Origin of the sequence: Candidatus Sulfotelmatobacter sp. (genome assembly GCA_036500765.1) — a bacterium.
GTDB lineage: Bacteria > Acidobacteriota > Terriglobia > Terriglobales > Acidobacteriaceae > Sulfotelmatobacter.
Window position 1 is genome coordinate 152,029 of the sequence record DASYBM010000002.1, and the last position, 21,227, is coordinate 173,255.

The window sequence follows — 21,227 nt, forward strand, 5'->3', positions numbered from 1 at the left end:
CACGCCGGCACGAAATTATGACCATTGACGATGTCATCCGCAGAATCGAAGAAGTTGGAATTGTCCCGGTCGTGCGCGCGGCGTCGGTGAAAGAGGCCACTCGCGCGGTAGAAGCCATCTGCGCCGGCGGCATTCCGGTGATTGAAATCACGATGACCGTTCCCAATGCCGTGTCTGTTATTCGGGAAGTTGCACAGCAATACCGCGACCAAGTGCTTATCGGAGCAGGCACCGTGACGACCGCCGATCAGGCCGAAGAGTGCATTCACGCGGGAGCGGAATTCTTAGTCAGCCCGGGATTTGCCGCGCCCGTGCTTGCCGTAGCGCACGCCGGCAAAATATTGGCGATCCCCGGCGCGCTCACTCCGACTGAACTGATGACCGCGCAGGCGCACGGCGCGCAACTGATTAAGATTTTTCCGTGCGGGAATGTCGGTGGAGCAAAATATCTGCGTTCGCTCAAAGCGCCGTTCCCCCACGCCCGATTGATTCCCACTGGCGGAGTCAACGCCGCGAACGCGGCGGAGTTCATCGTGGCGGGGGCCTTTGCCTTGGGTGTAGGAGCGGATTTGGTCGACGCGGCTGCCTTGCGGGAAGGGAATCTGGAGAAAATTACAAGAGCTGCCCAAGAATTGGTGCAAGCCGTATCTTCTGCCCGCGCCGCGCTTGGCGAGAAGCAAGGGCGCTGAAGCATGTTCTGTGCTAAGTCATTGAACTTCCGTGCAAGTCGTTGAGTTCCGGTGGAAGTGATTGAAACGTCGTACAGCGCACCACGGAGCCGGTACGCGAGGAATTTTGCGTGCGGTAATGCTTCCCCCGCCCGAACATCCGATCGTCGATGCTGGGGCCCTTTCCGGCTCCGCAAATGGCATTCGAGAGAAGGGCCGGAATGCCCTCATTCCCTCCTGCGCCTTTGGATTTGTCATACGTACAAATATGGATACGTTTATGTACGTACATTCTGGTATGTTATATGTAATTCCGTAGACTCCCGGCGTTAGTCCTATTGATTCGCGCCGCTCGCCAGAACTCCACCGTCCACGGGCAGCACGATCCCGGTTACGAAGCTGGCCGCATCCGAGGCCAGGAACACCGCGGCGCCTACGAGTTCTTCCAGTTCGCCGAAGCGCTTCATGGGCGTCCGCATCATGACTTCCGCCCCACGGCCCGTCCCTACCAGCAGCTTTTCGCTGAGCGGAGTGCGGAAGTAGCCGGGCGCAATCGCGTTCACGCAAATTCCGTGCTGCGCCCATTCGATGGCGAGCGATTTGGTCAGCGACGCCAGCGCCGCCTTGCTGGCCGAGTACGCCGCCACTTCGAATAGCGCCAGAAACGTCCCCATGGATGCGATGTTGATGATGCGTCCGTATTTGCGCTCGATCATATGGCGTCCGAAGACCTGGCAGGCGCGCAGCGTGCCGGTGAGATTCGTGTCCATGATGCGATTCCAGTCGGCTTCGGGAAAATCCAGCGTGGGGGCGCGTTTGGTAATTCCCGCGGCATTGACCATGATGTCCACTTTCCCGAATGCATCCACGCAAGCCTTCAGCAGCGCCTCTAAAGAGGCACGGTCAGCTACGTCGCACGTCACGCGCAACGAGCGCCGGTCCAAGGCTTCGATCTCTTCGGCCAGCGTCTTGACCAGTTCCATTCGCCTCGCACTTGCTACTACGTCGGCGCCCGCCTGTGCCAGACCGAGGGCGAGCGTCTTGCCAATTCCGGAGCTGCCGCCGACGACGACCGCGACTTTGCCCGCAAGATCAAGCTGCTTATAAGCCATAGTTCCTCGAAGTGTGAACACGTGGCGGCGGACGCATTCGTCCGCGCGCGCCAAATTCTATTGCATGGGCCCCGGACGAATGCGTCCGGGGCTACGCGATTTGCTACCAGTTAAACATCGTGCCGTCGAGTTTGCGGTTTACTGGCAGGTAGGCCCGTTCGTAGGGAAACTTCTCCGCCAACTTCTCGTCATAGTCCACGCCCAATCCTGCCGCGTCGCCCGGATGCAAATATCCATTCTTGAATGAATACGCGTGCGGGAAGACTTCGTCGGTTTCTTTCGTATGCCGCATATATTCCTGGATGCCGAAATTGTTGATGGAAATATCGAAGTGCAGCGCTGCTGCCATCGCCACGGGAGAAAGATCGGTGGCGCCGTGGCATCCCGTGCGCACGTGATAGATCTCCGCCAGGGCGGCGATTTTCTTGAGATGCGTCAACCCGCCACCATGCACCACCGTCATGCGCAGATAGTCGATCAATTGTTCCTGAATCAGAATATGCGCATCCCAAATCGAATTGAAAATTTCGCCAACCGCCAGCGGCGTAGTGGTGTGCTGGCGGATGATGCGGAAGCCCTCCTGCAACTCGGCCGTGACCGCATCTTCGAGCCAGAACAGGTGATACGGTTCCAGGCTTTTTCCCAGCCGCCCCGCTTCGATCGGAGTGAGCCGGTGATGCACGTCGTGCAGCAGGTGCAGATCCTCGCCAAATTTTAGCCGCAGCGCTTCGAAGAGTTTAGGCACATGCAGAAGATATTTTTCCGTCGACCACACATTTTCAGGCGGCAAACCTTTTTCCGCCGGCTCGTAGTACAACTTGTCGCGGGCCACGCCGTAAGTCGAAGGCAGCCCCGGGATGCCCGACTGCGCCCGCACCGCCAGATATCCCATGTCTTGATATCTCGCAACTTCGTCCGACGTCTCTTCAATGTCGCGACCGTTGGCGTGGCCGTAGACCATCACGCCGGTGCGGCTCTGGCCGCCGAGCAGATTGTAGACGGGCGTATTCAGCGCTTTGCCTTTGATGTCCCATAGCGCCATATCGACGGCGGCGATCGCGGTCATGGTCACGGGGCCGCGACGCCAGTAGGCTCCGCGGTATAGGTATTGCCAGACATCTTCAGTCTGAAAGGGATCGCGCCCAACTAGGCAGGGAACCAGGTGGTCCGAAAGATACGAAGCCACCGCCAACTCGCGGCCATTGAGCGTGGCATCGCCCAGCCCATAAATTCCTTCGTCCGTGGAGATTTTTAGTGTGACGAAGTTTCGTCCCGGGCAGGTGACGAATATTTTGGCATCCGTGATCTTCACCGGTGTCTCCTCGTAGTGCGATCCAAACTCAATCCAGAGAGTGTATCGAAAGCTTCGGTAGTGTGGCAGTTTGGCTTACCCGTCACTCCGGTCGAGCGTGAGATCCTTCGCTTCGCCTGAAAAACGGCTACGCTCAGGATGACAATCCTGGTCTAAACTGCACCACCACCAGCTTCAGATTCTGCGCACGAGTCCTTGATCGGTCGCCGCTGTGTTGCGCACCAACAGCAGCACTAGAACCATGCCCACCAGCGGGACCAGTCCCGCCAGAATGATGATGGGATCGAACGAATGCGTGCCCGTTGCCTGCCGGGCGTCGGAAAAATATCCGATAAGCTTGAATGCGACGATCGTGCCGATGCCCGCGCCGGTCCCGCTCAGTCCGCTGACGGACGCGACTGACTCGCTGCCGAACAGGTCCGACGGCAACACGTTGGCCATGGTCGTGAAACCTGCGTAGGTGAACGTCACGAGGCCGAATAAGAATGCGATGAGGTAAAGATTCGTTGTGAAGATGGTGGGGATGATCAGCGTCATGCCGATACCGCCGTAAATAATCGGCGCCTTGCGGGCGGCTCCCAGAGACCATCCGCGCTTGATCAGGTAACCGGAAAGGCCGCCCGCGAAGAAGCTTCCCACATCGGCGGCGATGAACGGAATCCATACGGCGATCAGCCCGCTGCGTAGTTCAATACCCTTCGCGACCAGATAGATCGGAAACCATTCTGCAATGAAGAAAAAGACCGGGTCGGTAAAGGCGCGGGCGATGATCGCTCCCCAGGTCTGCGGGAGTTTTAAGAGTTCGCTCCAGCGCGGGCGAGTTTCACTTCGAGCTTGGCCGTCTTGTGATGCGTTCGACTCGCGCTTGTCGGCGACAATCATTGCGAGTTCAGACTGACTGAGGCGGCGGTGGGATTCCGGCGGATAGTACAGCCAGCGCCAGAACATCAGCCAGATAAAGCCAAGTGCGCCGGGAACCATGAAGGCAGGCCGCCATCCCCAGCGAAAGTAAATCCACAACACGATGAAGGGAGCGACTGCGCCGCCGATAGAAGAACCGCTGTCGAAGAGCGCCGTCGCCAATGCGCGCTCGCGCTTGGGAAACCATTCCGAGACTGCTTTCGTCGCAGCGGGCCAGTTCGCGGATTCGCCCGTGCCCAGCAGAAAGCGAAATGTAGCGAAGCTGTAGAAGCCGCCGGCCAGCGATGTGAGCATGGAGATCAGCGAATACCAGATCACGCTGAGGGTGAGGCCGCGCCGCGTGCCGATGCGGTCCATCAGGCGGCCAAAGGCGCTTTGCCCGATCGAATACGCGACGCGGAAGGCGATGGCGATATTCGCGTAATCGGAATTGGTCCAGTGATATTGGAGTTTGAGATAAGGCGCCAGCAGGGAAAGCGTTTGCCGGTCGATGTAGTTGATGACTGTGGAAGCGAACAGCAGACCGCCAATCCACCAACGCAACGACGGAATCGGCTTCCGGGCGATCGCCATGGGGGATGTTCAGATGATTAAGAGCTCACCGTAATCTGCGAGTCGGCCGCGAGCGCGCGTTGCAGTGCGGGACTTAGCAACGACGCCGAGCCCGCATCCAGATAAACGGTCGCATGGGGATGCTGGCGCAGAATCGACGCCGGCGCCATCGGGCTGATCTCGCCTTCGAGGCAAGCCTTCACGGCTCGGGCCTTGCGTTCCTCGGGAACGACTACGAGAAGTTCTCTGGCTTTGAGAATTTGCCGCGGCGACATGGAGATGGCTCGCGTGGGGACTTTGGAAATGTCGGCGAACCAGCCTTCGCCCACTTGCTGCCTGCGACAGGCTTCGTCGAGTTCCACGATGATGTACGGATCTTCCGTGGTGAAATCGGCGGGCGGATCGTTGAAGGCGATGTGGGCGTTTTCACCGATGCCGAGGAAGGCAACATCGATCGGCGCGGAGGCAAGTTGCATGCCCACCTCGCGAATGACCGAAGCTACGTCGGCGGCATCGCCCTCGAGGGCATGAAAGCGAACGATGTCCGTCTTCCTCACCAGGCGTTCGATCAGGATCTTGCGGAAGCTGGCCGGATGCGCGATGGGCAGGCTGATGTATTCGTCGAGGTGAAAGGCTTCGACTTTGGTCCAATCGATATCCGGCGTACTGGTCAGAGCATTCAGGAATTCGAACTGCGAAGTGCCGGTGGCGGCGATGATGCGCGCGCGACCTCGCTCGGCAAGCGCGCGCCGGATCGCTGCGGCAGCCTGAACGGCGGCGGCGCGGCCTAGCGAGATTTTGTCGTCGAAGAGTCTGATGAGCAAGGCATCACTCCGTTCAAGCATGATCGGGCCGGCAGATTATACGAAATCACGTAGCCCCGGACGCATTCGTCCGGGGGCGGCATCCCGAATCCAGCGCGGGCGGACGAATGCGTCCGCCGCCACGTGGTTTTATCAGACCTGCGCCGGTTGGAGGCGGGGGGCCAGCAGGTGTACGAAGGCGAATGCCACCAGATACGCAAGGCCTGCCATGATGAATATCGGAACGTACGATCCGGTGCGTTCTAAAATGTATCCCACAATCTTGGCGACGAACATTCCGCTGATCGATCCGGCCATGGTGGCGAAGCCCACGACCGACCCAACGGCGCTGCGCGGAAGCATATCGGAAGTCAGGGTGTAGATATTGGCCGACCAGCCCTGATGCGCGCCCGCGGCGAGCGCAATGAGGAAGACGGCCAGCCAGGCATCGTTGGTGCGCGCCGCAATCATGATGGGCGTCACCGCCAGGGCGCAGGCCAGCAGCGCCGTTTTGCGGCTGGCGTTCACCGACCATCCTCGTTTTAAGAGCCAAGACGAGAGGCTGCCGCCGCTGACACTGCCGATGCTGGCTCCGGTATAAATCACAAACAGGGGCAGGGCCATGCCGCGCAAATTTAGGCCGAGATTGCGGCTCAGAAAGTCCGGCATCCAGAAAAGATAGACCCACCAGATTGGGTCGGTGAAGAACTTGCCCATCGTCACCGCCCACACCTGGCGGTGCCTGAGCAGAGTTCTCAACGGAATTCGCGCGGACTCTTCTTCGCGATCACTCTGGATGTGGGCGAGTTCAGCTGGCGAAACGCGATTACTTTCTTCCGGCCTGCGATATATTGCAAGCCAAGACGAGATCCAGACGAATCCCATTGCGCCGGTGGCGATGAAAGCCATGCGCCAGCCAAAGCGATAGGTCAGCCAGGGAACCACCAGCGGGGTCACAATCGCGCCGACGTTGGCCCCGGAATTGAACAGGCCGGTGGCGAGCGCGCGCTCCCGTTTGGGAAACCACTCGGCGACTGCCTTGATTGATGCCGGGAAGCTGCCCGCTTCGCCGATCCCGAGGCTGAAGCGCGCCACTGCGAATTGAAATACGGAACCGGCGGCGGCATGGGCCATGGCGGCCAGGCTCCATACGAACACCGCCAGGGAGAACCCGCGGCGTGTTCCCAGCCAGTCGATCAACTTGCCGACGAAGAGCGAGCCTGCGGCGTAGGCCAACTGAAAGGCGAAGACGATGTTGCTGTATCCGATCTCGGTCCAACCGAATTGAAGTTGCAGGGTCGGTTTCAGCAGAGCGATGACCTGGCGATCCATGTAGTTGACGGTCGCGGCAAAGAACAGAAGGCCGCAGATGAGCCAGCGCCGGCCTCCGATGTGAGTCACCGGCGTGTTTTCCGAAACTGATGGCATGGGACGTAGGTTCATCGGATTGGGAGTACGCGACGTGCACCGCTGCACGTGGTTCACTAGACATGCAGCAAGGCCTCTGCGTCAAGGCGCGGATGACAAGGGTCGTGGTCGTTTTGCAGGTTCGTATCAGGGCACGCCTTCAGGCGTGCCGCAGTGGTGCCACTCCGTGTCGGCTTTAGCCGCTGGGATTCTGCGACGGGCCCAGCGGCTAAAGCCGTTCAAAATTTCGGATGCGAACAACGGCATCGCTGAAGCGATGCCCTAATACGAATCGTTGTTCTGACAGAACCGCCTCGATGAACTGATATCATTCAGGCTTTACTGACTGATGTCATCCGTGGCTTGAATCAGCGCTCATGACCGGCTTTCTTAGCGAAGACTTTCTGCTGTCGAATGCAGTTGCCCGGCGTCTGTACTCGGAATTTGCCGCGGCGCAGCCCATTCTTGATTACCACTGCCATCTCTCGCCGCGGGATATTGCGGAAAATCGACGGTTCGGCAATCTCTTTGAAATCTGGCTGGAAGGGGACCATTACAAGTGGCGGGCCATGCGAGCCAACGGCATTGCCGAAAAATACATTACTGGCGACGCGGCTCCTTACGAGAAATTTCTGGCCTGGGCGCGAACCGTTCCCTTTACGCTGCGCAATCCGCTCTATCATTGGACGCATCTCGAACTGCAACGCTATTTCGGCACCACGGAGTTGCTGGATGAGCGCTCAGCTGCGGCAATCTGGGAGCGGGCGAATGCGGCGCTTGAGGATTTGACCGCGCATGCAATTCTGCAAAAATTTCGCGTCGAGGTAGTATGCACCACGGACGATCCGGTCGATGATCTCCGGCATCATCAGGCCATAGCGGAATCGAATCTGACAACGAAGGTATTTCCCGCCTTTCGTCCCGACAAGGCGCTGGCGATCGACTACGCGGGGTTTCTGCCTTGGGTCGAGCAGCTTGCGCAGGCTGCGAATGTCGACATCCGGGATTTGAGCAGCTTTTTAGAAGCGCTGAAGAAACGTCACGACTATTTTCATTCGCTGGGCTGCCGGCTCTCCGATCACGGACTGGAGCGTTGCTATGCGACTCCTTGTTCCGAACGGGAGGCTGCGGCGATCTTCTTGAAAGTAATCTCGGCCGCGGCGATCTCTGCGAAAGCGCGCGAAGGCCACAGCATTAGCTCGGATGAGCGCGAACGTTTCGCTTCGTTCCTGATGCTTTTCTTCGGCCGCCTCGATGCCGAAAAAGGATGGACCAAGCAACTGCATCTGGGAGCGCTGCGCAACGTGAATACGGCGGCACGCGCGAAATTTGGCGCGGATGCCGGCTTCGATTCTATCGGCGATTTCTCGCAGAGCGGGCCGCTGGCGGCTTACCTTGATCTGCTGGCGCGGGAAAACGCGCTGCCGAAGATGATTCTGTATAACGTCAATCCCGCGGACACGTTCCAGTTCGCCACTCTGATCGGCAGCTTTCAAGATGGCGAGACGCCGGGAAAAATCCAGTATGGCAGCGCCTGGTGGTTCCTCGATCAGAAGCAGGGGATCACGGCGCAGCTCGATGCCTTATCTAACGTGGGGCTGCTGTCACGGTTTATTGGCATGGTTACGGACTCGCGGTCGTTTATGTCGTATCCGCGACACGAATATTTCCGGCGTGTGCTTTGCGATGTCGTCGGACAAGATGTGATGCGCGGGGAACTGCCGGAAGACGATGCGCTGCTGGGGAGACTCATTCAGGACATCTGCTACCGGAACGCCAAAGAGTATTTGCAGTTGCCGGCGAGCCATACCTAAGCCTCGCCGGAAGCGGCAAGCACAGATAATCGCCTGATAACAACTTCCCGCTTCACTGACTTGCGTAATATTGCGCCTCCTCGGCGGAAGTGTTCTCCTAAACACTCCCAATGCAGAAAAAAATATTCTGGATGGTCTTCACGATCCTCGGCCTCTTGGCCGATTTTCTGCTCCCGCTGTGGTGGGCCGTCGCCGCCACCATCCCCATACTCTTTTTTGCTTGGTGGGTAGCCTACCGCAGTGACTGGTTCTACTGACCCTTAACTCGCCTTTAGGTATCAATGCTTTAGAGAGGCAGCCCGCGCGTTGGTTAGGTCAGGCATCTTAACGCAGGCTTTGCGCAACTAACAAATTAGTTGACCTTTTTCACCCACATCCGTCTGAATCATTGACGGCGAGGTATCCGAGGAGAAAGCATTGGCGCGTAGCAAGTCCACAACCTTGACGGAAGCTGAGTTGCGCATCATGAATGTGCTGTGGGATCGGCACGCGGCGACCGTCCATGAGGTGCTGGAGGCTCTCCCGGCCAAGCCTGCGCTGGCTTACAACTCGGTGCTGACGATCATCCGCATCCTTGAGAAAAAGGGATACGTCAAACATGTCAAAGATAAGCGCGCGCATGTCTACACCCCGCAAGTTGATCGCAAGGATGCGACGCGCTTTGAAGTGAGGCACCTGGTCAGCCGGTTCTTTGGCAACTCGCATGAAATGCTTGCGCTGAACGTTCTCGAGGAGACCAGCATCGACGCGGAAGAACTCAGCCGGCTGCGTCAGTTATTGGAGAGGAGCAAGTGACCGAAATTTTTACGATGGCGATGAAGGCGATCCTGGCGATGGCGGCAATTCCAATGACGCTCGCAACTTTCGACCTGAATGCGGTCGCGCGCATTGCAACCCTGCGGAGTATCGACTGCCTCATCGAAGGCACGCTGATCGCGATGTTTGCGGTTGTGGTTTTGCGGGTGGCGCGGCGGCAGAGTTCGGCCACGCGATTCGCAGTGTGGTTTGCTGCGCTGGTGGCGATAGCGGCGTTGCCGCTGGTCGGTGGGGCCGGTTGGTTGTCATCGTTGCAAGCTGGGCAGCAGGCTGGCATTTCCAGCGGGGCCCTGAACAAAGCCGCTATCGTCCTGCCGGCTTCGTGGCCGCTTTACTTGTTGGTGGCATGGGCAGGGATCGCGGGATTCTTGCTGCTCCGGGTCGCGCGAGGAGTCTGGCATCTGCATGTGCTGCGTAAGAGCTGCGTTCCCGTCGATGTGGCAGCGTTGGATGAGCGCGTGAAGGAAACTCTGGCTCGTAGTCAGGCAGCGCGGCGCGTGGATTTTTGCACGTCTGACCGTGTGCAGGTTCCCACTGCCATCGGTTTGGTGAAGCCGGCAGTGGTGGTGCCAACGTGGGTGATGCAGGAATTATCCTCCGAGGAACTGAATCAGATCGTGCTGCATGAACTCGCCCACCTGAATCGGTGGGACGATTGGACGAATCTTGCCCAGAAAATCGTGGGTGCGCTTTTCTTTTTTCATCCGGCAGTGTGGTGGATCGAGAAGCAGGTTTCGCTGGAGCGGGAAATGGCCTGCGACGACGCGGTAGTGGAAGCGACCGCCAGTCCGCGGGCCTATGCCGAGTGCCTGGCGCATCTGGCGGAAAAAACTCTGATTCAGCGCAGCGTGGCTTTGGCGCAAGCTGCTCTGGGACGCGTTCGGCAGACTTCGTTGCGGGTGGCGCAGATTCTGGATGCAAATCGGAACGCGAATCGGTCGTTGGGAACGGGACGCGGCTGGAGGCCCGCTGTAGCGATGGTCGGAGCTTTCGCGCTGGCGTGTGTGGTTGGTGTTTCGAGGGCGCCGCGACTGGTGGCGTTTAGCGATAGCGTGCCGGATCGTCCGGCTATTTCTGCGAACGCAGTGGCGGTTTCCGACTTCGGCATCAGCCCAGGCTCGACCCAGATGCATCTCGTAAAGGCTAGCGCATCGCAGGCGGGGGCGGACGAATGCGTCCGCCGCCACGTGGGTCCGGTCTCTCGCGGACAGCAGAATTTCGTACGTGCTGAGGCGAAGCGGGCACGCACTTCGATCATTCAGGCGAATCTTCGCCGAAGTCAAGCCAGTGAAGAGATTCCTGTTGCTATCCCCGTTACTTTTACGACCGAAACGCTTTTTGTTGTCGTTCAAGGCAATGAGAATGGTTCCCCCAGCCGTCCTTTGTTTCAGATCGAAATGTGGCGGGTAATGGTTCTTCATTCTGTCGTAAATGCCGACAGCAACCGAATTCCAGCAAAACAAACATAAAAACATTTCATGAAAAGCAGCAGGCAGAGTCGAGAAAGTGCAGTCGTAATAACTAACGAATTAGTTGGAAATCAAAACTCTAATCAAAACTCTCGAAAGGAAGTTAACTCAATGAACTTTGACAACGATACTCGCACGAAACCCTTAACCAAATGGATGCGGCGGCTTGCTATGCCAGTGCTGGCTCTGGCGCTGGTCGCCTCGTTCGTAACCTACGAAGTTGCGAAGCCGGCAACGGCACGAGCCGCAGCTGCGGCTCCCGCGGTCGCGCCGCTCGATACCGATAGCGTCGGCGCTTTGCTGGCGCTCGACAAGGCGATGGAGACCCTGGCGGCGCGGGTTACACCGGCGGTCGTCAACGTAACCGTTACGTCTCGCACGAAGGCGGATAATGCTGGCAATCAGCAAATGCCGGATGGCATGCAGCAGTTCTTTGGCCAGCAAGGGGGCCAGCAGGGCCCGTTCGGGCAATTTTTCGGTCCGGGAGGCCCCGGCATGCGGCAGCGCCAGCCCGAGATTGAACACGGCATGGGCAGCGGTGTGGTCATCTCGCCGGACGGCTATATCGTCACCAACAACCACGTCATCGATGGCGCGGTCGACATTCGCGTTACGACCAGCAATCGACGCGTGCTCAAAGCCAAGCTCGTGGGCGCCGACCCGCTCACCGATCTGGCAGTACTCAAGGTGAACGCGACCGATCTCGCCAGCGCTCCGTGGGGCGATTCGAAAGAAGTGCGGCCGGGCCAGACCGTGCTTGCATTCGGGAATCCTTATGGATTTCGCTTCACCGTAACCCGCGGCATCGTCAGCGCGATCAACCGCGCCAATCCCGATGCTTCGGACCGCAGCAAGCCGGGTGAGTTCATCCAGACGGATGCGGCCATTAATCCGGGCAACTCGGGCGGACCGCTGGTGGATGCGCGGGGCGAAGTTGTGGGCATTAACACGTTCCTGATTTCATCTTCTGGCAGCTTCTCGGGGATGGGATTTGCGATCCCCTCGCAGATCGTCAGGCCAACGGTTGAAACCTTGATCCGCGACGGGAAAGTCAGTCATGGCCATATCGGAATCGGAATCGCCGACGTTACGCCGGAGAATGCCAAGTTCTTCGACGAATCGAATGCGACGGGCGGCGTGGTCACGCAAGTCGACCCCGGTTCGCCGGGAGCCAAAGCTGGTCTGGAAATTGGCGATGTCATTACGGAAATCGATGGCCAGAAGGTCAGCGATGCGGGCGAACTTCAGGTGCTAGTGGGGCAGAAACAGCCGGGATCGAAGATCACGCTTAAAGTTTTCCGTGACGGAAAGAGCATGAGCGTTCCGGTGACTCTTGAGGCGCTGGGCGCTCACGGTGCCGAAGCCGGCGATCAATCCGGCAACGGCCAGGGGAAGATGCGCTGGGGCATTGGCCTGAGTAATCTGACTCCGGACCTGCGCGAGCAGATTCAGGCCCCGAAAGACATCCACGGGGCCGTGATTCAGCAGGTGCAGCCGGGCAGCTCGGCGGATAATGCCGGACTGCAACAAGGCGACATCATCCTCGAAGTGAATCGCCACAAAGTGCAGTCGGCGGCGGATGTGCAGCAGGCTCTGTCGAATGTGGCCAAGGGGCAAGATGCGCTGCTGCTGGTGTGGTCGAACGGCGGGAACAGCTTCCGGGTGCTGCATGCGCCTGAAGGCGCCTGAGTGCTTCAATCAATCGCGTGGCCCCGGACGCATTCGGTCCGGGGCTATGCGTTCAGGTTCTTGGTACGGGTACTGCTTGGCGGACGAATGCGTCCGCCGCTACGTGGGCGGAGGTGAAAAATAGCGCTTTGCGAACTCGAGGAACGTGGGCCAGTTCGGGGCGGGCGTATGGCCGCCGCTGTGTTGGCGGAAGGCGATGTCGCCGCCGATCAGCGCAGTTTCGATCGGCGGAAATTCGGTGGTTCCGAGATCTTTCTTTCCTAAGAGGTTGTACACGGGGCCCGCGCCGACTGCGGCGAGGAACATGCCCTTGGCGTCGACCCAGCCGTCGCCTTTAGCGATTGCTCCGGCGCCGATGAATACCGGACGCGGGGCGCATAGTGCGATTAGCTCATGAGCGTCGATGGGTAAATCATTCTCCGTCAGCGGCCCGGCATATTTTAGGAAGTTGCCGGCCATCCAGTGATACTCGCCGGTGCCTGCGATGTTTCCGATCTGCTCGCCGAAGTTGCGGCGGAAGAGCTTCGCTCCAGCTTCTCCGGAGGAACTGATATAGGCAATAGCAAATCGCGCATCATTGGCCATTGCGACCAGCGCCGCTTTCCCGTAACGAGAGTGGCCTTCGATTCCGACGCGCTTCGCGTCCACCGCCGGGTCGGTTTCAAAGTAATCGAGGGCGCGGCTCGCGCCCCAGGCCCATGCTCGCAGTGCGCCCCAGTCGTCGAGTTGGCGCGGCTGGCCTTTATTCACCAGGCCGATCACGCCCTGCGTCAGTCCTTCGCCATTGTCGGGCTGGACGGTTGTGGGAATGTAAATCGCATAGCCCCAACCCTGCGCGAGCACTTGCTGCCGCCAGGTGGGTCCGGCGGGCGGGCGCATCATCTCCGGATAACGCTTGATCAACATTGCCAGGACTTCCGGGCTCAACCCTAATTCCATCATCATCGGCACCGGACCGGGCGCGGTCGCCGGCGTGGTCAGGGTTAGATCGATGTCGACCTTCACCTGCGGGCAGGCCGAGTTGTCGACGTGGCCGGTTAACTTCTTCGTGATGACGGGAACGTCTCCGACCATCTCTTTGGTCGTGCTCACGACGTCCCAACGGACGCTGGGTGTTTTTCGGGGTACGCGGCCGTAGATTTCCCGGTCGAAGTCTTCTACGATCTCGGGGCGTCGATCATGCCACCACATTTTCGCCGTCGTAACTTTGTTCCCGCTTTTTGTGAGCAGGGGATCGGGAAGTTTGGGATACGGATTGGCCTTGGACTCATCGTAATTGGCGGCGTTCGGAGATTTCGGATCTCCGTCGGCGCCGCGTCGCAGGGCGGTGATGTGCAGCAGATCCATGATGCGCTGATGGTCCTGCTCGGCAGTCAGCGGCCCCGGAGCTGGGGCTGTCGCGGCGGCGGGCATCTCTTCAATCTTGACATTTGAAAAGATCGCCGTCTCCAAAGTGGTAGCCACATGCGAACAGACGCCCAGGCCCACGTAGACGGGATCCTGCAATCCCACATATTCCACCGGACCCACGATCTTCAGTTCCTCGCTGGGTTTCCCGGCGTACATCGTGAACCGGCTGCCTTTTCTCTCGAGACGCAGCCGCACCGTACCCTCGACCTGCGTCGGGAGTTGATAAGTCTGTTCATTCGCCGCCCCTCGAAACTGCAACGAGGTTAGTCCGTTGCCATGCGATACCGCGTCGGCATACGCCGATCCGGGGTCGAGGCCCTGACGGATCATCAGCAGTGCCTTACGATGCTCGGCGTCGCTGGCGCCCACCCATTGCACGTCGGCACTGAGTGTCATATCTCCGGATGCCTTTTTCCACACAAAGTAGAATGCATCGGCAGTGCCCCACACGTTGGCGCCGCCCCCGGTAATCCGGTACTCGCCCGTCGCGGCGTCGTAATGGGCGGTGCTTCCGGCCGGCGTCTGCCCCACACTGCTTTGATTCGTGAAGATGCCGAGAGCGCTGGTCTGGGCCAGGCTCATGCCGGCGCCGACGATGAGACAGATTGCGAACCTGAACACCGTGATTTCGAGTCTCGCGAACATGGCTCTCTCCCGGGAATATCGGCTATCACTGTATCGCAGCGCCGCGGAGGGTTCGCTCTATTTTTACAACGGGGCTGGGTGTTCGCCCGGCGCTTTCGCGGGAGGCTTGTTTTTGTGGTCGAAGTCCAGTCCGAAGTGGGGTTCGTCGCGCGTGCCACTAATCTTGAAAGGAATTTCAGCTCCCGCCCCATGCTTTTCGAAGAACGGATCGATGGGCTTCAGCAAAATGGACTTCCAACCGGTCGTCATCTGCGAGAGCCTGGCAGTCAGTCTGAGCACTCCATGAAAATCGAAGGTATTGCCGTCCAGGCTGTACTGCCCGATTGCGTCGGCATGGGTTCCCGGAATCTGGAAATGCAGGAACGAGAAAGAAAGCACTCCCTGGTCGAGCTTGAAGGTGCCTTGTAAATCGGAAGTGACCAGCGCCGCGCTTTGACCTTTGGGCGCAGAGCCTTGCCCGAGACTGCGCATGCTCAACGAGTCGATCCGGTTCTGAACTTTGTCGTTCGTGAAGTGAGCCTCAGGAATGTGGAAGTTGCCGGCGAGCTTGAGTCGATTGGCAACATCCGCTGTTCCGGCGGGAATACTCAGCTTGGTCTTCATGGAGACGGTTCCGGTCATGATCGGGGGGTCGGTCTTGACGCCGAGTTTCAGCAGGTCTTCGATGTGGGCGCGGCCCAGATTAACGTCGAGTTCCACATCGTGACCCTGCGGATTGTTCATGCGCACGACCTTGCCCCGGGCCGTAAAAGTGGAGTTCAGCACTTTGGCATTGACTGGGTCAAGATAGGTATCGCCGTCGGTGCCATCCACGATCGCATGAAAATCGGTGTGGAGAGGGACGCGGTGACCGCTGACGGCAATCTGAAAGTCCGGTGTGTCCGTCTGACCCTGGACTTCGATGTGGCCCAGCGTCCCAGAGTATTTCCCCGTGGACGTCAGAATGCCGCCGATCCCGGCGATCGTCCCGAGGTCAGCGTGGGTGAAGTCATAGCTTCCCCCGACGGCGGTGTCGCGTGGGCTTTCTTCATGCAGCGGTCCGAACACGCCCGTAGATTGGATATTGCCGGTCGGCTTGGGATTGGTCAGCGTTGCCTCAAAGCGCAGTGGCTGGCCGGGACCAATATCCTTCATTTTCAAACTGCCAATGTCGAACTCGAGCGGCGGCTTGCCTGGCTTGGTGGTGTTGATAATCAATTTTGCGTTGGCGCAAACGAAGTGGTCGACGGCAATGCTTATTTTCCCGCCGCGCCGGCGCATGTTGCTCATCTGCTGACGATCGTTTTTTGGCGGGATGTTCATGGTCAAGCCGCTCACGTAGACAGTGTCGACGTGCATGGGAACTCGAAACAAGCTGCGGACGGCGGTTTGGAAGCGGAATTCTTCAATCTCCAGTAAGGGCTGCACTCCGGCTTGCCACGGATTGGGATCGGTGGCGCCGAAAATCTTCAGGCCTTTGCCGTCCACGTGTATTCCGTTCGCGATCCACACGTGAAGGTCCGCGAGTTCGACCCGGCTCTTGAAACGTGTCGCGAGTGTTTCGATCACGCGGGCGCGCAGAATGGGTTGCGCCCGCGCAATCACGATACGGATAGAGATGCCCGCCACAATCAGAAGTGCGAGGAAGAATCCGGCGATCCAGCGCCATCGGTGCGGGTGCCGACGACGCGTGGGCACGACCCCAGCGGAATGGTTGTTGACTGGAGCTGGAGGGGATATAGGGGCGCTCACGCTATATTGTTATGCCGCGAAGGCAAGTAATAAAATCAGGGCTTTCCCTCAGAAGTGTAGTTTGGCTTACGCAGTCGCCGGAAGATCCTTCGGTCCGGCTGAAGTACGGCTGCGCTCAGCATGACAGTTTCTGTCTGGGAGACTGCACCCGTTTACCCCTGGGGCACTTGCGCCAGATTTACGAGGCTCCAAACCACATAGGCTGCCATCATTCCGACGAGGCAGGCCGTTACCAGCGGGCGATAAGCGGTTTCCAGCAAGTCCGCGAGCACGCCCGAGACGAAAATAAATAGAAACGGGACCGCGGCGAGCAGAAAGCCCTCGCCCGCGGCGTGGGGATGCGCCATCCCCAAGACGAGAAACGCAACCGAAACCAGCAGAGGAGCCGTATTGCCAAAGTAACGCGTGCGCGGCCAGGCAGCATAAGTTGCCAGGGCGACCGGGAGCGCCAACGCCAGCGCGGGACAGGCGCGGCCGATCCTCACCGCGACTTGCTTGTAGACTCCGGGCACGGTGAATCCGCGCCACGTCGCTGCCCAGAACATAGCGCGGCGCATGCTTTCCGCGAAGGCTTGGGCGTGAAAGAAGTAAAACGCGAAGAGCAGAATAAACCCTACCAGGCACGCTGCGATCCAGATGACAAACCCTGCCTCTCGTCTCACAGGAGCGACGTACAACAGAAATCCTAAAGCCATGGGAAGAAGCACGATTAGAGAGAACTGCGATCCCACGGCTATGCCAAGCGACACGCCTAACAGTACGATGCGCCGCCAGTTCCACAGTATGACTTCGCGCGGAGCGTATAGCGTGTGGGCGACGGCGATGGCAGTGAAAATGGCGCCAAAGGCTCCCCAAACCGCGACAATCTCCGGTTCGGTATGCCACACGGCGCTGGCCTGGATGAGCGAGGGAGAGAAACAGTAGAACGTGAGCGCGACGAATCCTCCGGTGTTGCCGCAAAGACGTCTGGCCACGTACCACAACGATGCGCCCAGGAATAGACCGCAAGCGAGGAAGGGGATTCGCGGAAGCCAGCCCCAATAGGCGACTGAGCCGCCGTCGAAGCCGCGCGGCCAGGCAAGCAGCGGAGCCGCCGATACGATGGAAAGCAATGGCGAGTGCTCGGCGTCAAAACCGCCGTTGTCGGCGCGGAACAATTCTTGAGGAGGCACAAGGGAGTCGAGGAAGGGAGCTCCGGCAACGCCTCGGCCATGCCATTGTTTCCATCCTTCGCTGATTCGCGCCGCTTCAGCATCGCCGATCTCGTGAGTGCCGCGTAATTCGGAGTGCATCAGTTCCGAATGAACCAGCCATAGAGCCTGCGTCAGAAAGGCGAGCAGCAGCAGTCCGGCGAGAAACTGCGGACGTCCGAAGCGTTCGCGCGTGAAATATGGCCCCATAAGGTCGAGCCGAGTGTTTTACCATGTCGGAGACGGTTTGCGGGATATTTGCAGGAAACGGCACGGATGCGGTTTCGCTGGCGCGCCGGGCCGGTTGAGCGGGAGATCCTTCGCTCCGCCTGAAGTACGGCTACGCTCAGGATGACATTGGCAATTAATTTAATAGCCCAAAACCGAGACGTTTCTGCGAGAAAGTTACGGAATGAGTGAACTCGATACCAACTCGGAAGCGAGTCCGGCGGTGAATCCCATGCCCACGCCGTCAGGGCCGGGGTTTGCTGCCGCAAACCAGCCATCGTATGCCCACACGCTATTTATGTCCGTGGACGGGCTGCGTCCGGGGTGGGGATTGCTTTTTTATGTGCTGATGTTTCTTCCGTTACAGTGGCTGGCCGCGGAGTTAGCGGGATCGCGCGATTGGGGGGGGAGTGGGTTATGGGCGCTGATGCTGCAAGAGGCAGGAAGCCTGGCGGCAGCGGCGATTCCCGCCGTGGCGCTGATGCGAATCGAGCGTCGGCTCTGGAGTATCTACGGATTGCCCGGAAGGCAAGCCTTCGGGCGGCTGTTCTGGGTGGGGGCGCTGTGGGGATTCGCCGCGATCAGCCTGCTGATGGCCGCGCTCTACGGCATTCACCTGTTTTCGCTGGGTCATATTGTTCTGCATGGAGCGCGGGTGGCCAGGTTCGCGGCGTTCTGGGCGGCGATGTTTGTCTTGGTCGGATTGTTCGAGGAGTTCCTGCTGCGCGGCTACTCGCAGTTCACCTTATCGCGCGGCATTGGATTCTGGCCGGCGGCCTTGGTGCTGTCATGCGTGTTCGGCCTGATTCATCTTCGGAATGGCGGCGAGCAGTGGAGAGGCCTGCTGGCCGCGGCGTTTATCGGCTTTTTCTTCTGTTTGACGCTGCGCCGCACCGGCAGTCTTTGGTTTGCCGTGGGCTTTCATGCCGCATGGGATTGGGGCGAGACTTTTTTCTACTCCGTGCCCGACAGCGGCATGCTCGCTCCCGGACATTTGCTGAGTTCGTCATTGCGTGGATCGGAGTGGCTCAGTGGGGGATCGGTGGGACCGGAGGGCAGCGTGCTGTGTCTGGTGGTGATTGCGGTGGTGTGGGTGGCATTCGACCGGATCTATCCGCGGGCCGTTGTGCGCGGCGGCCATGCGACATCGGCGCTGCCGGCGACAGCAGGTTCCTCGTCGCGGCGCTCCTCGGAATGACAAAAGCTGTGGAGCGTAGCGTGAGCATCACGCTACCATTCGCCTTCCTCGCCGCACGTCCTATACTGACTGCTATGTCCTCAGAAGCTGACCTGCTGACCCCGTTGCGGCGCTACTGGGGATACAGCTCGTTCCGGCCTTTGCAGGAGCGGATCGTACGCAGCTTGCTGGTCGGACATGACACGTGCGTCGTCATGCCCACCGGCGGGGGCAAGTCCCTGTGCTACCAGTTGCCCGCGGTGATCTCGGAGCGAACCACGGTGGTGATTTCTCCGCTGATTGCGCTGATGCAGGATCAGGCGGCGCAACTGAAGCAGATGGGGATTCCGGCGGCGGTTCTGAATAGCTCAGTCAGCAATGAAGAACAGCGGCAGATTATTCGGCAAGTGCAACAAGGCGCGTTCCGGTTGCTCTATCTTTCGCCGGAGCGGCTGCAACGCGGCGATACGCTGGGCTGGCTGCAGCAGGCGCCGATTTCGTTTTTTGCTATTGACGAGGCCCACTGCATTTCCGAGTGGGGACATGAATTCCGTCCGGAGTATCGGCAATTGAGCAGCCTGCGCGGGAAGTTTCCCGATCGTCCGATAGCGGCGTTTACGGCGAGCGCCACGCGCCACGTGCGGCACGACATTCTGGCGCAGTTGCAGTTGCGCAATCCCGACAAGTACATTGCCAGCTTCCATCGCCCCAATCTTCGATACCTGGTGCGCGAGTGCGACAGCATGGAGCACATCGCATTGCTGGTGGCCGCGTTGCGGCATTACAACGAAGGGAATGTGATCGTCTACTCGCCTACCATCAAGGAAGTGGAGTGGACGGTGGATGCCCTGCAAAACCAGGACATCGCAGCGGTGGGTTATCACGCCAAGATGGATAATGGCGACCGGCGGCGCAATCAGGAACGATGGATGTCGGATGAAGTTCGCGTGCTGGTGGGGACGATTGCGTTTGGGCTGGGGATCAATAAAGCGAATGTGCGGGCGGTGATTCACATGGCGCTGCCGAAATCGATTGAGCAGTACTACCAGGAGGCGGGACGGGCGGGGCGCGACGGAAAACCCGCGGATTGCGTGATGCTGTGGCAGCAGAAAGATGCGGGGTTGCTGGCATATTTCGCGAACAATATCCTCGATGCGGCGGAACGGGAGCGGGCGTGGCAGCGCTACCACGTCGTTCGCGATTTCGTGGAATCCAAGGCGTGCCGGCATCGCAGGATTTGTACACATTTCGGGGAAACGCCGAAGTGGACGGCGTGCGGGGCGTGCGATGTTTGTAGTCAGGTTCCGGCGTGGATGGTCGAGGAGTTCTTCCCGGAGCCAAGGAAGCGGCGTAAGTCAGTCGAGAGTGTGGCCCGGCAGCTGGCAGCGCCGGCCTCCGGCAGAGAGGGTTCCGGGAGCGAACCGGTGGTTACGCTGGCGGGCGAGGACGCCGAGTTACGCGAGTACTTACGGGAATGGCGGCGGACGGAGGCGAAAGAGCGGGGAATGGCGGCGTTCGTGGTGATGCACGATACAACTCTGGAAGAGATTTGCCGGAGGAAGCCGAAGTTCTTCGCCGAGCTGTTGCAGATCACGGGAATTGGCGAGCGCAAGGCGGAAATGTTCGGGCAAAAATTATTGGAAGCGCTGGCCCGCTTCCGGGGCGGGGCGCGGGCGGCCGCGCCGGCGCAGATGAAGACTTCTCCCGCGCTGGAGACGTTGCAGCTTCTGGCGGAGGGCAAGAGTTTCGAGGAGATTGCGAAGATACGCGGGCGACAGATTTCAACCGTGGTGAATGCGGTGGCCGGGCTGGTAGAACTGGGGCAAGTGGAATTTCGTCCGGAATGGATCGAGCGAAATAAGCTGGCGGTGATCGAGGCGGCATTGACTGGTCTGGATTTGGAGAAGCTGGAACGTCTCAAGCCGGTGAAGGAAGCGCTGCCGCCCGAGGTCACGTACGATGAAATCAGGCTGGTGGTGGCGCGGCTTCGGCGCGAGGGGAGCCGAAATAAAACCGAAATCTCAGCATAGCTGCGGTCGTCGATTGAGCCAGGTGTGCCTTCGCTGTCGATTAAGGCGAGTGCCAATATGGCGCTTGAGGTATGAACTTCCGATGCACCAAAGGATACTCTTAAGCCTTAGCACCCGGGCTTCAGGTGTACAATCTGTTGGGTTCAAATTCCCATCAATCTTCATCACGAAATATAAGTAAGAATTCCAGTAAGAAGTTGCCATTTTTGGCATCGCTCGTGACGCTTCCGTGCGGTGAAGCACGTTGGTACGT

General features: G+C 59.2%; 16 protein-coding genes. 8 read left to right on the forward strand and 8 right to left on the reverse strand.

Features of this window, described 5'->3' with window-relative positions; all coding sequences use genetic code 11:
* Positions 1-17: 17 nt before the first annotated feature.
* Positions 18-689 carry a bifunctional 4-hydroxy-2-oxoglutarate aldolase/2-dehydro-3-deoxy-phosphogluconate aldolase gene (gene eda, locus VGM18_01850; protein HEY3971713.1) on the forward strand — a complete coding sequence of 224 codons (672 nt, stop codon included), beginning with the start codon at positions 18-20 and terminating at the stop codon, positions 687-689.
* Positions 690-1,003: 314 nt separating this feature from the next.
* Here the strand turns inward: eda and VGM18_01855 are convergent, their stop codons facing one another.
* The 5 genes from VGM18_01855 to VGM18_01875 all read right to left on the reverse strand — a co-directional run bounded on the left by VGM18_01855 (position 1,004) and on the right by VGM18_01875 (position 6,796).
* A complete protein-coding gene (locus tag VGM18_01855; GenBank protein HEY3971714.1) occupies positions 1,004-1,780 on the reverse strand; it encodes a glucose 1-dehydrogenase in 777 nt (258 codons plus the stop codon).
* 103 nt (positions 1,781-1,883) lie between these two features.
* Positions 1,884-3,092, reverse strand: a complete 1,209-nt coding sequence (gene manD, locus VGM18_01860) for a D-mannonate dehydratase ManD (GenBank protein HEY3971715.1) — start codon at positions 3,090-3,092, stop codon at positions 1,884-1,886.
* A 174-nt stretch (positions 3,093-3,266) separates the two neighbouring features.
* Positions 3,267-4,586, reverse strand: coding sequence for an MFS transporter (locus tag VGM18_01865; protein HEY3971716.1), 1,320 nt, complete (start codon positions 4,584-4,586; stop codon positions 3,267-3,269).
* A gap of 17 nt (positions 4,587-4,603) precedes the next feature.
* Complete coding sequence (locus VGM18_01870; GenBank protein ID HEY3971717.1) at positions 4,604-5,389, reverse strand: 6-phosphogluconolactonase; 786 nt, start codon at positions 5,387-5,389, stop codon at positions 4,604-4,606.
* A 132-nt stretch (positions 5,390-5,521) separates the two neighbouring features.
* Complete coding sequence (locus VGM18_01875) at positions 5,522-6,796, reverse strand: MFS transporter (protein HEY3971718.1); 1,275 nt, start codon at positions 6,794-6,796, stop codon at positions 5,522-5,524.
* A gap of 356 nt (positions 6,797-7,152) precedes the next feature.
* On the opposite strand from VGM18_01875, the gene uxaC reads away from it, so the two are divergent.
* The 5 genes from uxaC to VGM18_01900 all read left to right on the forward strand — a co-directional run bounded on the left by uxaC (position 7,153) and on the right by VGM18_01900 (position 12,563).
* Complete coding sequence (gene uxaC, locus VGM18_01880) at positions 7,153-8,589, forward strand: glucuronate isomerase (protein ID HEY3971719.1); 1,437 nt, start codon at positions 7,153-7,155, stop codon at positions 8,587-8,589.
* Between the two features lie 110 nt (positions 8,590-8,699).
* Complete coding sequence (locus tag VGM18_01885) at positions 8,700-8,846, forward strand: hypothetical protein (protein HEY3971720.1); 147 nt, start codon at positions 8,700-8,702, stop codon at positions 8,844-8,846.
* 160 nt (positions 8,847-9,006) lie between these two features.
* On the forward strand, positions 9,007-9,384 hold the full coding sequence (locus tag VGM18_01890; GenBank protein ID HEY3971721.1) for a BlaI/MecI/CopY family transcriptional regulator: 378 nt from the start codon (positions 9,007-9,009) through the stop codon (positions 9,382-9,384).
* Positions 9,381-10,874 (forward strand): M56 family metallopeptidase, encoded by a 1,494-nt coding sequence (locus VGM18_01895; protein ID HEY3971722.1) that lies wholly within the window; start codon positions 9,381-9,383, stop codon positions 10,872-10,874. Before VGM18_01890 ends, VGM18_01895 begins: the two co-directional genes overlap by 4 nt.
* A gap of 111 nt (positions 10,875-10,985) precedes the next feature.
* Positions 10,986-12,563 (forward strand): Do family serine endopeptidase, encoded by a 1,578-nt coding sequence (locus VGM18_01900; protein ID HEY3971723.1) that lies wholly within the window; start codon positions 10,986-10,988, stop codon positions 12,561-12,563.
* 99 nt (positions 12,564-12,662) lie between these two features.
* Here the strand turns inward: VGM18_01900 and VGM18_01905 are convergent, their stop codons facing one another.
* The 3 genes from VGM18_01905 to VGM18_01915 form a co-directional block, all read right to left on the reverse strand.
* Complete coding sequence (locus tag VGM18_01905) at positions 12,663-14,618, reverse strand: hypothetical protein (GenBank protein HEY3971724.1); 1,956 nt, start codon at positions 14,616-14,618, stop codon at positions 12,663-12,665.
* A gap of 63 nt (positions 14,619-14,681) precedes the next feature.
* Entirely contained in the window at positions 14,682-16,295 is a 1,614-nt protein-coding gene (locus tag VGM18_01910; protein HEY3971725.1) for an AsmA-like C-terminal region-containing protein, read from the reverse strand.
* Positions 16,296-16,501: 206 nt separating this feature from the next.
* Positions 16,502-17,749 (reverse strand): hypothetical protein, encoded by a 1,248-nt coding sequence (locus VGM18_01915; GenBank protein HEY3971726.1) that lies wholly within the window; start codon positions 17,747-17,749, stop codon positions 16,502-16,504.
* A 202-nt stretch (positions 17,750-17,951) separates the two neighbouring features.
* On the opposite strand from VGM18_01915, the gene VGM18_01920 reads away from it, so the two are divergent.
* Positions 17,952-18,965, forward strand: a complete 1,014-nt coding sequence (locus tag VGM18_01920; protein ID HEY3971727.1) for a type II CAAX endopeptidase family protein — start codon at positions 17,952-17,954, stop codon at positions 18,963-18,965.
* 74 nt (positions 18,966-19,039) lie between these two features.
* Entirely contained in the window at positions 19,040-20,974 is a 1,935-nt protein-coding gene (locus tag VGM18_01925; protein ID HEY3971728.1) for a RecQ family ATP-dependent DNA helicase, read from the forward strand.
* Positions 20,975-21,227: the final 253 nt, after the last annotated feature.

Bases quoted from the DNA above. Each gene is read 5' to 3' on its own strand.
- VGM18_01905 (HEY3971724.1), bottom strand. From the start codon at position 14,618: ATGTTCGCGAGACTCGAAATCACGGTGTTCAGGTTCGCAATCTGTCTC.
- VGM18_01925 (HEY3971728.1), top strand. From the start codon at position 19,040: ATGTCCTCAGAAGCTGACCTGCTGACCCCGTTGCGGCGCTACTGGGGA.
- VGM18_01865 (HEY3971716.1), bottom strand. From the start codon at position 4,586: ATGGCGATCGCCCGGAAGCCGATTCCGTCGTTGCGTTGGTGGATTGGC.
- VGM18_01900 (HEY3971723.1), top strand. From the start codon at position 10,986: ATGAACTTTGACAACGATACTCGCACGAAACCCTTAACCAAATGGATG.
- eda (HEY3971713.1), top strand. From the start codon at position 18: ATGACCATTGACGATGTCATCCGCAGAATCGAAGAAGTTGGAATTGTC.
- VGM18_01885 (HEY3971720.1), top strand. From the start codon at position 8,700: ATGCAGAAAAAAATATTCTGGATGGTCTTCACGATCCTCGGCCTCTTG.
- VGM18_01915 (HEY3971726.1), bottom strand. From the start codon at position 17,749: ATGGGGCCATATTTCACGCGCGAACGCTTCGGACGTCCGCAGTTTCTC.
- VGM18_01875 (HEY3971718.1), bottom strand. From the start codon at position 6,796: ATGCCATCAGTTTCGGAAAACACGCCGGTGACTCACATCGGAGGCCGG.
- VGM18_01855 (HEY3971714.1), bottom strand. From the start codon at position 1,780: ATGGCTTATAAGCAGCTTGATCTTGCGGGCAAAGTCGCGGTCGTCGTC.
- VGM18_01920 (HEY3971727.1), top strand. From the start codon at position 17,952: ATGAGTGAACTCGATACCAACTCGGAAGCGAGTCCGGCGGTGAATCCC.
- uxaC (HEY3971719.1), top strand. From the start codon at position 7,153: ATGACCGGCTTTCTTAGCGAAGACTTTCTGCTGTCGAATGCAGTTGCC.